This window comes from Nonomuraea zeae (assembly GCF_005889725.1).
Lineage (GTDB): Bacteria > Actinomycetota > Actinomycetes > Streptosporangiales > Streptosporangiaceae > Nonomuraea > Nonomuraea zeae.
In genome coordinates, this window is record NZ_VCKX01000361.1 from 1 (window position 1) to 11,264 (window position 11,264).

The 11,264-nt window shown below is 71.5% G+C and carries 11 protein-coding genes and 1 pseudogene; 10 read left to right on the forward strand and 2 right to left on the reverse strand.

What is annotated here, in order from left to right; translation table 11 throughout:
- Positions 1 to 108: 108 nt before the first annotated feature.
- Positions 109 to 774 (forward strand): annotated as a pseudogene (locus tag ETD85_RS54545) ([protein-PII] uridylyltransferase family protein); the annotation flags it as partial.
- 31 nt (positions 775 to 805) lie between these two features.
- Positions 806 to 1,843 (forward strand): hypothetical protein, encoded by a 1,038-nt coding sequence (locus tag ETD85_RS54550; protein ID WP_138697738.1) that lies wholly within the window; start codon positions 806 to 808, stop codon positions 1,841 to 1,843.
- Here ETD85_RS54550 and ETD85_RS54555 read toward each other — a convergent pair.
- A complete protein-coding gene (locus tag ETD85_RS54555) occupies positions 1,838 to 3,175 on the reverse strand; it encodes an aminotransferase-like domain-containing protein (RefSeq protein ID WP_138697739.1) in 1,338 nt (445 codons plus the stop codon). The genes ETD85_RS54550 and ETD85_RS54555 overlap by 6 nt on opposite strands.
- Before the next feature lie 169 nt (positions 3,176 to 3,344).
- On the opposite strand from ETD85_RS54555, the gene ETD85_RS54560 reads away from it, so the two are divergent.
- The 6 genes from ETD85_RS54560 to ETD85_RS54585 are packed head-to-tail and all read left to right on the forward strand — an operon-like array spanning position 3,345 to position 8,165.
- Positions 3,345 to 4,238, forward strand: coding sequence for a substrate-binding domain-containing protein (locus ETD85_RS54560; RefSeq protein ID WP_206059481.1), 894 nt, complete (start codon positions 3,345 to 3,347; stop codon positions 4,236 to 4,238).
- Positions 4,235 to 5,044 (forward strand): deaminated glutathione amidase, encoded by an 810-nt coding sequence (locus ETD85_RS54565; RefSeq protein ID WP_206059482.1) that lies wholly within the window; start codon positions 4,235 to 4,237, stop codon positions 5,042 to 5,044. The genes ETD85_RS54560 and ETD85_RS54565 overlap by 4 nt, the downstream gene beginning before the upstream one ends.
- Positions 5,037 to 5,966 carry an ABC transporter substrate-binding protein gene (locus tag ETD85_RS54570; protein WP_138697741.1) on the forward strand — a complete coding sequence of 310 codons (930 nt, stop codon included), beginning with the start codon at positions 5,037 to 5,039 and terminating at the stop codon, positions 5,964 to 5,966. The genes ETD85_RS54565 and ETD85_RS54570 overlap by 8 nt, the downstream gene beginning before the upstream one ends.
- The gene (locus ETD85_RS54575) at positions 5,963 to 6,871 is read left to right on the forward strand and encodes an amino acid ABC transporter permease (protein WP_138697742.1); all 909 of its coding nucleotides are present in this window, start codon (positions 5,963 to 5,965) and stop codon (positions 6,869 to 6,871) included. Before ETD85_RS54570 ends, ETD85_RS54575 begins: the two co-directional genes overlap by 4 nt.
- An 8-nt stretch (positions 6,872 to 6,879) precedes the next feature.
- A complete protein-coding gene (locus tag ETD85_RS54580; protein WP_138697748.1) occupies positions 6,880 to 7,632 on the forward strand; it encodes an amino acid ABC transporter ATP-binding protein in 753 nt (250 codons plus the stop codon).
- A gap of 5 nt (positions 7,633 to 7,637) precedes the next feature.
- Positions 7,638 to 8,165 (forward strand): GNAT family N-acetyltransferase, encoded by a 528-nt coding sequence (locus ETD85_RS54585; RefSeq protein ID WP_138697743.1) that lies wholly within the window; start codon positions 7,638 to 7,640, stop codon positions 8,163 to 8,165.
- 40 nt (positions 8,166 to 8,205) lie between these two features.
- Here the strand turns inward: ETD85_RS54585 and ETD85_RS54590 are convergent, their stop codons facing one another.
- Positions 8,206 to 9,033: a LysR family transcriptional regulator gene (locus ETD85_RS54590; RefSeq protein ID WP_138697744.1), complete on the reverse strand. Its 828-nt coding sequence runs from the start codon at positions 9,031 to 9,033 to the stop codon at positions 8,206 to 8,208.
- 84 nt (positions 9,034 to 9,117) lie between these two features.
- Here ETD85_RS54590 and ETD85_RS54595 point away from each other — a divergent pair, with 84 nt between their 5' ends.
- Together ETD85_RS54595 and ETD85_RS54600 are read left to right on the forward strand one after the other, a co-directional pair.
- Positions 9,118 to 10,371, forward strand: a complete 1,254-nt coding sequence (locus ETD85_RS54595; RefSeq protein ID WP_138697745.1) for an MFS transporter — start codon at positions 9,118 to 9,120, stop codon at positions 10,369 to 10,371.
- A 3-nt stretch (positions 10,372 to 10,374) separates the two neighbouring features.
- Positions 10,375 to 11,145 (forward strand): B3/B4 domain-containing protein, encoded by a 771-nt coding sequence (locus ETD85_RS54600; RefSeq protein ID WP_138697746.1) that lies wholly within the window; start codon positions 10,375 to 10,377, stop codon positions 11,143 to 11,145.
- Positions 11,146 to 11,264: the final 119 nt, after the last annotated feature.

An 11,264-nucleotide genomic window follows, 5' to 3' on the forward strand; every position in this document is an offset into this window, starting at 1 on the left:
ATTTGACGTTTTTTGTGTAAGTCGAGCAACAGCGAAAAACTAATTGTTTTGTTTTTTTTTCAAGCAGGAGACGGCATACGAGATGTCTTAGGGTCTCGTGGGCTCGGAGATGGGTATAAGAGACAGGAGGGGCGGCAGGGCCCGCTGGTACGCACCCTGGCCTCCTACCGCGCCTACTACTCGCGCTGGTCGTCGCCGTGGGAGTCGCAGGCGCTGCTGCGGGCCAGGTTCTCGGCGGGCGACGCGGCGCTCGGCCGGGAGTTCGTCTCGATGATCGACGAGCTGCGCTACCCGCCGGGCGGCCTGCCCGACGACGCGGTCAGGGAGATCAGGCGGCTCAAGGCGCGCATGGAGGCCGAGCGGCTGCCGCGCGGCGCGGACCCGGCCCTGCACACCAAGCTCGGCCCGGGCGGGCTGTCCGACGTGGAGTGGGTGGCCCAGCTCCTGCAGCTGCGCTACGCCGGGACGCTGCCGTCGCTGCGCACCACGCGTACGCTCGACGCCCTGCGCGCGGCCGTGGCCGAGGGCCTGCTCAGCCGGTCCGACGAGAGCGTGCTCGCCGAGGCGTGGCGGTTCGCCTCCCGCATCCGAGACGCGATCATGCTGGTCAAGGGCCGTCCAGGTGACAGCGTCCCGCGCGACTCGGGGGAGCGCAGGCTGATCGCCAGGACGCTCGGCTACCCGCCGGACGGCTCCGAGGACTTCCTCGACGACTACCGCCGCGTGACCCGCCGGGCACGCCACGTGGTGGATCGGGTGTTCTACGGGGCTTGATCAGGACCGCGAACGGGTGTATCAAGGCGCGGTGCTCTCCGTTTACGTGGACCTGGCCCTCGGCCTGGTGGTGTCGTTCCTGCTGCTGTCGCTGCTGGTGAGCGGCCTCAACGAGGCGTTCGTCCGGCTGCTCGCCATCCGCAGCAAATTCCTGTGGGCCTACCTCAGGGACACCATGGACGGCTCTGACGCCCAGGGCAGGTCGTGGCTGCCGGCCAAGGTGCGCGACGTCTTCGCGGCGCTGCCCTTCGTCCGCGACCCGCGGCCGAAGCACAGCGACCAGCCGGCACCTTCGCAGGCCGGAGCGGCGCCCGCGCGGGAGACCAAGGCGGAGGACGCCATGGTCAACCTGCTCTACCAGCGGGTCCAGGAGATCGACCACCCCAAGAGGGGCCGCACCAGCATCGCGAACATCCCCCCGGGGCGCTTCTCGGTCGCCCTGATGGAGATGGCCGCGGCCGAGCCGGGCGGCGTCGAGGGGCTCCTGGAGAAGCTCAAGTCGATGCGCAGCCCGCTCTACGGCCACCTCAAGGGCGTGTGGGAGACGGCGCAGCGCGATCTCGACCGGTTCAGGCAGGGGGTCGAGACCTGGTTCGACGGGGAGATGCAGCGGCTGTCCATGCTGTACAAGCGCTACGTGAAGTGGGTGGTGGCCGCGCTCGGCGTCGTGGTGACGCTGCTGTTCACGATGGACGGGCTCGAATACGGCAAGACGCTGCTGCGCGACAACGCCTTCCGCACCTCGGTGGCGGCCGTGGCGGAGGCGGGGCCCGACGCGTACAACGAGTTGAAGGCGCGGTGCACGGGCGGCGATCCGGTGCCGTGCGTCACCGAGACGCTCAGCCAGCCCGCCCTGGTCAAGCTGCTGGACCAGGCGCTGGTCAGCGTGTCGATCCCGGCGCAGGGCGATCCGGTCGTGCACTGGAACGGCGGCCTGTGGTGGGACCGCCTCACCACGCCGAGCCACTGGCCGGGCTTCCTGCTGTCGTACGTGGCGCTGCTGTTCGGGGCGCCGTTCTGGTGGGACGTGTTCCGCCGGATCACGGGGATGAAGTCGCGCAGGTCATGATCCGCCGCGCGCGGCCAGGGCGACCACGTCGGCCAGCTCGGCCAGCCGGTCCGGGTCGTCGGTGAGCCGGGCCGTGGCCAGCCGCAGGTGCGGGGTCGGCGCGGGGTCGATGACGTAGCGGCTGCCGGCCGCCACGGAGATCCCGTGCGCGGCCAGGGTGACCAGCGCGGCCGACTCCTCGCGTACGGGCACCCACAGCACCAGCCCGTCACTCCCGCCCGTACGCACGCCGCGCGCCGCCAGCTCGGCGGCCAGCCGCGCCCGGCGTCCCGCGTAGACCGCGCGGGCGTGCTCGACCCGCTCGCGCACGACGGCGTCGCCGAGCAGGTGCGCGAGCGTGTCCTGGAGGATCCGGCTGGTCCAGCCGGTGCCGAAGCTGCGCAGCACGCGCACCCGCTCCACCGCGTCGGCCGCCCCGCCGATGACCGCGATGCGCAGATCGGGGCCGTGGGACTTGGAGAACGAGCGCACCAGCACGGTCCGGTCGGGAAAGCGGGTCCCCATGCTCACCATCGGCGAGACCGACAGCTCGCCGATCCCGTCGTCCTCGACGATGAGCGTGGTCGTGGGCGCCAGCAGGGCGGCCAGCTCCGCCGAGCGCTCGGGCGTCACGGCGTGGCCGCAGGGCGACTGGCCGCGCGGCTGGTACACGAACGCCACCGGCCGCGCCTTCAGCGCCTTGGCCAGCGCCTCCGGCTTGGGCCCCGCCTCGTCGCAGGCGACGGGGATGATCTGGACGCCGATCGTCTCCAGGATGTCCAGCAGCCGGGCGCCGGTCGGCTCCTCGATCGCGATCCTGTCGCCGGGCAGGGCGGTCGTCTGGCAGAGGAGCTGGACGCCCTCGTAGCCGCCGCCGACCGCGAGCCAGCTCTGCGCGGCGAACGGCCAGGCCGGCTCGACGGCGGCGCGCAGCCGGGGCGTGATCGTCTCGCGGGCGTAGTCGTTGAGCCCGTCGGCGTGCGCCGCGGCGAGCAGCGCCGATTCCAGCGGCGGCAGCAGTGCCGGGTCGGGTGAGGCGATCGCGAGGTCGATCGCCAGCCGGTCACCCCAGTGGCCGATGCGCTCGTACCGGATGGGTCGGGGCACGTCGGGCGGGCCGAGCACGACCGTCCCGCGGCGCCGATCGGTGTGGATCATTCCACGCCGTCGCAGCTCGGACCACGCCTCCGCGACGGTGCCGGAGCTGACGCCGAGCTCCCTGGCCAGGCCGCGTACGGTCGGCAGGCGCGTCTGGGTGGTCACCGTGCCCTCCCTGATCAGGTCGGTCAGGGCGGTGGCGATGCCCCGCGCGCTGGGCTCACCGATCCGTTGCGCCAGCCATCCGGCGTCCACTTTGCCCCCATTGATCCCATAAATCTTTGTTCAGGAACAAAGATCACCTTGTGGTCCCTTGTCAACTGAACATATGGTTTCTGGCAATTCACGGCAACTTTGCAGGTGTTTGGGAGAGTTTGTGGCGAATAGCGAAATTCGTCTGGCATTGCGGGACTGGGACCATCTGGTGCCGGTCGCGACGGGCGAGATCCGTCCCGAGGGCTTCGAGCTGGACCTCGACTCCCGGGCCGTCACGCCCGACGTGCTGAGCGAGCCGGAGCTGGACGGCGGCGAGACCTCCTTCAGCAGATACGTGCTCGGCCGCGCGGCCGGCGACGACCGCCTGGTGGGCCTGCCCGTCTTCGTGATGCGCGGCTTCCGCCACCGCTGCGTCCTCGTCCGCAAGGACAGCGAGCTGACCTCGCTGGACGAGCTCAAGGGCGCCCGCATCGGCCTGACCGGCTGGCCGGACTCGGGCAACACGTGGACCAGGGCGCTGCTGCGGGCCGCCGGCGTGGACCTCGACGGCGTCGACTGGACGGTCGGCCCCCTGGTCGCCGGTGAGACGGGCAAGGACCGGGTGGGCCCCGTCCCGTTCCCGGACAACGTCTCGCTGACCGAGGAATCCCTGGCCGAGGGCCTGGCGGGCGGCCGCTTCGACGCGATCATGACGCCGTTCATGCCGGCGGAGTTCTTCACCCCGGACAGCCGCTTCCGCCATCTCCTGCCCGACCACCGTGCCGCCGAGCTGGCCTACTACCAGGAGACCGGTTTCGTGCCCGGCATCCACCTGGTGACGCTCAAGCGCGAGAGCGTCGAGCGCGCCCCGTGGCTGCCGCAGGCCGTGCAGGAGCTGTTCGAGCGGTCCAAGCGGCACTGGCTCGCGCGGCGGCGGCTGCTCGCCGACACCACGCCGTGGCTGCTCGCCGACCTGACCTCGACGGCCGGGACGTTCGGTGCGGACTGGATGCCGTACGGCACCGGCCCCAACGCGGCCATGGTCGCCGCCTTCTGCGCGGAACTGCACGCCCAGGGCATCTCGTCCCGCCGCATCGCGACCGAGGAGGTCTTCCCCGTATGAATCCCCTGAGAATCGCCGTCGGGCAGTTCGCGTCCGCGGAGGACTGGGCGGTCAATCTCAAGACCTGCCAGGAGCTGATCGACCGGGCCGTCGCGGGTGAGGCGGACCTGCTCGTCCTGCCCGAGGGCTCGCTCGCGCTCTTCGTGGACGAGCCCAGGCGCATCCGCGAGGCCGCGCAGCCGCTCGACGGGCCGTTCGTCAGCGGGCTGGTCGAGCGCACGCGCGGCTCCTCGACCACGGTGATCGCCGGCGTGCACACCCCGGCGGAGGACGGCCGGGTGCTCAACGTCCTGGTGGCCGCCAGGGACGGGGAGATCGTCGCGACGTACACCAAGCTGCACCTGTACGACGCCTTCGGCCGGCGCGAGTCCGACAACGTCGTCCCCGGCACGAACGCACCCGTCGTGATCGACTGCGCCGGCTGGAAGGTCGGCATGATGACCTGCTACGACGTGCGCTTCCCCGAGCTGGCCAGGCTCCTGGCCGACCAGGGCGCCCAGGTGATCGCGCTGCCCACCGCCTGGGTGCGCGGCCCGGCCAAGGAATGGCACTGGGAGGTCATGGTGACCGCCCGCGCCCTGGAGAACACCTGCTACGTGGCCGCTTCCGGCGAATGCGGCCGGCGCAACATCGGGTCGAGCATGATCGTCGACCCGCTCGGCATCACCCGGGCCCGCCTCGGCGACGCGCCCGGCCTGCTGTGGGTCGAGGCCTCGGCGGACGAGCTCGCGGCCGCCCGGCTCAGCCTGCCCGTCCTGGAGAACCGGCGCTTCGCCGTGGACCCGCGATTGGAGCGACATGTCTAGGAAACACACGGTTGTGGCCCTGCTCGGCGCGGCCATCCTGCTGACCGGCTGCGGCGCCAACCCGGAGGAGGCCGAGGGCGCGCTGAGCTCCCAGCAGCCGGCCGGGGAGAGCGCCCCCGCGCAGGCCAAGGACCAGGCCCTGTACGACCGGCTGCCGGAGAAGGTCAAGACCGCCGGCAAGCTGGTCTCGGTGAACAACGGCTCGTTCCCGCCGTACGAGATCGCGGGGGCGGACGGCAGGTCGTTGACCGGCGCCGCCGCCGACATGTCGGACGCGCTCGGCCAGCTGCTCGGCGTCAAGATCGAGCACGTCACCGTGGACGGCCTGCCGAGCTCGCTCACCGGCATCGCCTCGGGGCGCTACGACTTCGCCATCGGCCCGGTCGGCGACTTCCCCGACCGGCAGAAGGCCAACGACTTCGTGGACTGGGTCAAGGAGTACGTCGTCTTCGCGGTGCCCAAGGGCAACCCCGACAAGATCGGCTCGGTCGCGGACACCTGCGGGCTGAAGATCTCGGTCATGGCCGGCGGCTCCGCCGAGAACGTGATCAAGACGCAGTCCGAGACCTGCGCCAAGCAGGGCAAGCCGAAGATCACCGTCCAGTCGTACAAGGACCAGCCGACCTCCGTGCTGGCGGTCAGCTCCGGGCGGGCCGACGCGTTCTTCTCCTCCCAGGCGCCGCTCACGTACTTCGTCTCCCAGGCCGGCGGCAAGCTGGAGCTGGCGGGCAAGGGCCAGGCCAACGGGTTCGACGACCTCTACCAGGGCGCGGTCGTGGGCAAGAATTCGCCGCTGCGCGACGTGCTCAAGGACGGTGTCCAGAAGCTCATCGACAACGGTACGTACGCCAAGATCATGGACAAGTGGGGCACCACCGACAACAAGCTGGACCAGGCCGGCGTGAACCTGGCGACGTCATGAGCCTGCCCGAGGTCGACGTCGCGGGCGCCGCGCGCACCCGCCATCCGCTGCGCTGGGTGGCCTCGATCGTGCTCTTGGTGCTCGCCGCGCAGCTCGTGAGCCTGCTGGTCACCAACACCAACTTCCAGTGGGACGTCGTCGGCCGCTACGTCAACGCGCAGATCATCGGCCAGGGCATCTTCACCACCCTGCTCCTCACCGTGATCGCGATGGCCGTGGGCGTGGTGCTGGGGGTGCTCCTGGCGATCGGCCGGCTCTCGGAGAACCCGGTCGCGCGCGGCGCCTGCGGGCTCTACGTCTGGTTCTTCCGCGGCACGCCGGTGCTGGTGCAGCTCGTGCTCTGGTACAACCTGTCGTACCTGCTGCCGGAGATCTCCTTCGGCATCCCGTTCGGGCCCGAGTTCCTCAGCGCCGACACCAACGTGCTCATCACGCCGCTGCTCGCCGCCATCCTCGGCCTCGGGCTGAACGAGGGCGCGTACATGGCGGAGATCATCCGCGGCGGCCTGATGTCGGTGGACCCAGGGCAGACCGAGGCCGCCTCTGCGCTGGGCATGAGCAACGCCCGCACCTTCCGCAGGATCGTGCTGCCCCAGGCGATGCGCTTCATCATCCCGCCCACCGGGAGCCAGGTCATCAGCATGCTGAAGGCCACCTCCCTGGTCAGCGTCATCGCCCTGGCCGACCTGCTGTACACGGTCCAGTCGATCTACAACCGCACCTTCCAGACCATCCCGCTGCTGATCGTGGCCTGCGTCTGGTACCTGGTGATCACCTCGGTCCTGTACGTCGGCCAGTCGTTCATCGAGCGCCACTACGCCCGCGGCGCCACCAGGAACGCCCCGCAAAGCTTCTGGTCCTTCGCGGCCTTCCGCCGCCGCCGTCCGTCGGAGGTGACCTCGTGAGCGTCCCCATGGTCCACGCCCGCGCCGTACGCAAGCACTTCGGCCACCTGGAGGTGCTCAAGGGCATCGACCTGGAGGTCCAGCCGGGCGAGGTCGTGGTCGTGCTCGGCCCGTCGGGCTCGGGCAAGTCGACGTTCCTGCGCTGCGTGAACCACCTGGAGACCATCGACGGCGGCGCCATCCACGTGGACGGGGAGCTGATCGGCTTCGAGGCGTCCGGAGGCCGGGTCCGGCACCTGCGCAAGCGCGAGATCACCCGCCAGCGCACGGAGATCGGCATGGTCTTCCAGCAGTTCAACCTGTTCCCCCACATGACGGTGCTGCAGAACGTCATGGAGGCGCCCGTCGGCGTCCGCGGCGAGCCGCGCGAGCAGGCCAGGGAACGGGCGCTCGCGCTGCTGCGCCGGGTGGGCCTGGAGGACAAGGCCGCCGGCTACCCCCGGCAGCTGTCCGGCGGGCAGCAGCAGCGGGTGGCGATCGCGCGGGCGCTGGCGATGCGGCCCAAGCTGATGCTGTTCGACGAGCCGACCAGCGCGCTGGACCCGGAGCTGGTCGGCGAGGTGCTGGCCACCATGAAGGGCCTCGCCGAGGACGGGCTCACCATGATCGTGGTGACCCACGAGATCGGGTTCGCGCGGGAGGTGGCCGACCGGGTGGTGTTCATGGACGGCGGCGTCGTGGTCGAGTCGGGCACGCCCGCCGAGGTGCTGGACAACCCGAGCAGCGCGCGGACGAAGGCGTTTCTCAGCCGCGTACTGTAGGCCGGATGGACACCGAGAGACTGATCATGCGCAGGTGGCGTGCGGAGGACCGGGAGCCCTTCGCGGCCATGAACGCAGACCCCCAGGTCATGGAGCACTTCCCGGCGCTGCTCACCCGCGAGGAGAGCGACGCCCTGGTGGACCGGATCGAGGAGAAGTTCGACGAGCACGGGTTCGGGCTGTGGGCGCTGGAGGTGCGGGAGAGCGGGCATTTCATCGGCTTCACCGGGCTGGCCTGGCAGACGTTCGAGGCGCGCTTCACGCCCGCCGTGGAGATCGGGTGGCGGCTGGCGCGCCCGGCGTGGGGGCACGGGTACGCCAGTGAGGCGGCGCGGGAGGCCGTCAGGTACGCCTTCGGCGAGGCGGGGCTCGATGACCTCGTCTCCATGACGGCCGTCCAGAACACGCGCTCCCGCGCGGTGATGGAGCGCCTCGGCATGACGCGCGACCCGGCCGACGACTTCGACCACCCGCGGGTGCCGGAGGAAAGCGGCCTGCGCCGCCACGTCCTCTACCGACTCAAGCGCATCTGAGACGGCCGGTGCGCCCACCCTGTCGTGGCGAGGCGGGGAGTCACGTGCTCATGGCGTACAGGACGTCGCGCAGCGCGGGCTCGCGGCCTTGCAGCCAGATCAGCCGCAACGCCAGCGCCGGGGCGTCGCAGTCCAGCTCCACCAGGGCGCCCGAGGCCAGGTCCGACTCCAGCGCGAAGTCGGGCAGCAGCGCCGAGCCGAGCCCCTGCCTGGACCACTCGCGCGCGGTCGCGATGCTGCTCAGCTCCCTGCGCGGCACGCCGGAGCCGAAGACCTGATCGGCCGCCAGCCGGATCGAGCAGCCCGGCGGGCTCACCAGCAACGGCTCCCTGTCGCCGCCCGGGGCCGCGACCAGCGACAGCTTGACCTCGCCCACGTCCAGATGGTCCAGGCCGGCCGGCGGGGTGAAGCCCAGCCCGCCGGCCCGCGGGCCCCAGTCGAGCAGCAGCGCCGCGTCCAGGCGGCCGTCCGCCACCTCGGCCAGCAGCGGCCGCCTGGTCAGGGAGTCCACGTCCACGTCCAGGTCGGGGTGGCGTTCCGACAGGCGGCGGATCACGGCGGGGAGCCTGGCCGCGGCCAGCATCTCCAGCGCGCCGATCCGCACCCGCCTGCGGCGGCCGGTCACCGCCCTGCGCACCTCGTCGGCGTGATCGAGCAGGCCCTGCGCGCGCGCCAGCAGCGCGGAGCCCGCCTCGGTCAGGCGCATGCCCTGCGGCGTACGCTCGAAGAGCGCCACACCGAGACTGCGCTCCAGCCGGCGCACCTGCTCCGACACCGACGCCGGGGCCAGGCCCAGCGCGTTCGCGGCTCCGGTGACGGTGCCGGACCCGGCAACCGCCACAAACCCCTTCAACTGCCGCAACTCCATGATGGCCAGCATACGGCTTTCCCGAATGCCCCCTGCGGCTGCGCCTGTTGAGGTGACCTGTCCCGTTTCAGCAGGCTGAAGGGCATGTTCGGCTTCTCCCTTGCCTACTTCCTGGTCATCCTCGACACGACCGTCCTGACGATCGCCCTGCCCGACCTGAGCGCCTCGCTCGGCGGCTCGCTGGCGGGCCAGCAATGGGCGGTGAACGCGTACACGGTCGCCTTCGCCGCCTGCCTGCTCGCCGGGGGAGCGGTGGCCGACAGGTACGGCGCGGCCCGCGTCTTCAAGGCCGGCGTGGCGGCCTTCGGCGTGATCTCGCTGCTCAGCGCCGCCGCGCCCGATCTGGGGTGGCTGATCGCCCTGCGCGCCCTGCTCGGGGTCGCGGGCGCGCTGTGCACGGGCGGCTCGCTCGGCCTGCTCGCCGAGATGTTCCCGGTCCCCGCCGCCCGCGCCCGCGCCACCGGCCTGTGGGCGGCCATCACCGGCAGCGCGCTCGCCGTCGGCCCCCTGCTCGGAGGCGTCCTCGTCGACCTGTACGGCTGGCGCGCCGTCTTCCTCATCAACCCGCCCGTCGCCCTGATCAGCCTGCTGGCCATGCGCAAGGCCAGGTCGCCACGCGGGCACCGGCTGATCGACTGGTGGGTCCAGGTCCTGGCCTGCGCCTTCCTCGGTCTCGTCGCCGAAGCGCTGATCGACTCCTCCTACCTGGCCGGCCTGCTGGCGCTGGCCGCGCTGGCCGGCCTCGTGCTCGCCGAACGCCGCAGCCACGCCCCGGCGCTGCCCGGCGGCCTGCTCGCGGCCACCTGGCCGGAGCTGCTCGCGGGCACGGTCGCGAACTTCGCCTTCTCCGGCGCCCTGTTCGTCCTGACCCTGTTCCTGCAGGACACCCGGCACCTGGCCCCGATGGCCGCCGGTCTGGCGTTCCTGCCGCTCACGCTCCCCATGACGGTGAATCCGCTGCTCACCGGCCGCCTGGTGGCCCGCTACGGCCCGCGCCCGCCGATCTTCTGCGGCCTCGCTCTGCTCACTGTGGGTCTGGGCGGGCTCGGGCTCACGGACGTCCTGGTGCCCTGGCTGGTCGTGATGGGCTTCGGGCTGTCGTTCGTGCTGCCCGCGCTGATGGCCGGCATGGTCAACAGCGCGCCTCCGGGCACGGCCGGCACGGCGGGCGGGGTGCTGAACGCCTTCCGCCAGGTCGGCGCCACCCTCGGCGTGGCGGTGCTCGGCGGCCTGTCCAGGCCGCTGCTGGCGGCCGCCGTCCTGGTGTGCCTGACCTGCGCCTGTTACGGCGCGGTAGGCTCGCGGAGACGATCGCGCGTTCCTGCCGCAGCGGAGTGACCCATGCATTTCCAGCATTCCGATGACATCTGGCGAGACTTCCCCGAGCTCGTCCCCGGGGTGCTCCACGCGGCGGGCATCACCGCGGACGTCTCCGCCGCGGGCGCGGCCGCCCGCTTCGGCGAGATCGCGGCCAAGCGCCTGGCCGGCGCCTCGGAGAGTGAGCTGCCGGAGATCCAGGCGTGGCGGCGGGCGTTCTCGCGGATGGGCCTCAAGCCGACCCAGTACCGATGCGCGTCGGAGTCCCTGCTGCGCCGCTTCCGGAAGGAAGGGGCGCTGCCGCGGCTGCATCCGCTGATCGACCTCTGCAACGCGGTGTCGATCGCGTACGCGATCCCGGTGGCGGTCTTCGACGTGTCGCGGATCTCGGGGTTCGTGGAGGTGCGCCACGCCGTGGGCGACGAGACGTACCTGACTTTCGGGGGCGAGAGCGAGCGGCCGCCGGCCGGTGAGGTGATCTTCGCGGACGCGGCCGCGCGGGCGCACGCCCGGCGCTGGACCAACCGGCAGAGCGGCCTGTCGGCCGTCCGCGACACGACCACGGAGGTGCTGATCGTCGCGGAGGCGCTGCACGACTCGGCGGGCGCGGACATCGGCTCGCTGATGGCCGCCCTCACCGAGGAGCTGACTGCTCTCTGGCCGGTCGCGCCGAAGCAGGCGATCCTGGCGGCATCGTCACCACGCTTCGACGTGGCGGAGGGCTTCGACATCACTGGGGGCTTCGACGGTACGGAGGGCTTCGGGGGCTCGACGTCACGGCGGAGTGAGCACTGACATAAGGGCGAACTGCGACAACCTCGCGCAGCGCGACCACCAACGGGCTTGGATCAAACGCGCAGCGAAGGCCGCCGCAGTCCGCGGCTCTCTGCAAGCTGGTCTACCAACCCCAGCCG

Bases quoted from the DNA above. Each gene is read 5' to 3' on its own strand.
- ETD85_RS54565 (WP_206059482.1), top strand. From the start codon at position 4,235: ATGAATCCCCTGAGAATCGCCGTCGGGCAGTTCGCGTCCGCGGAGGAC.
- ETD85_RS54570 (WP_138697741.1), top strand. From the start codon at position 5,037: ATGTCTAGGAAACACACGGTTGTGGCCCTGCTCGGCGCGGCCATCCTG.
- ETD85_RS54575 (WP_138697742.1), top strand. From the start codon at position 5,963: ATGAGCCTGCCCGAGGTCGACGTCGCGGGCGCCGCGCGCACCCGCCAT.
- ETD85_RS54580 (WP_138697748.1), top strand. From the start codon at position 6,880: ATGGTCCACGCCCGCGCCGTACGCAAGCACTTCGGCCACCTGGAGGTG.
- ETD85_RS54585 (WP_138697743.1), top strand. From the start codon at position 7,638: ATGGACACCGAGAGACTGATCATGCGCAGGTGGCGTGCGGAGGACCGG.
- ETD85_RS54590 (WP_138697744.1), bottom strand. From the start codon at position 9,033: ATGGAGTTGCGGCAGTTGAAGGGGTTTGTGGCGGTTGCCGGGTCCGGC.
- ETD85_RS54595 (WP_138697745.1), top strand. From the start codon at position 9,118: ATGTTCGGCTTCTCCCTTGCCTACTTCCTGGTCATCCTCGACACGACC.
- ETD85_RS54600 (WP_138697746.1), top strand. From the start codon at position 10,375: ATGCATTTCCAGCATTCCGATGACATCTGGCGAGACTTCCCCGAGCTC.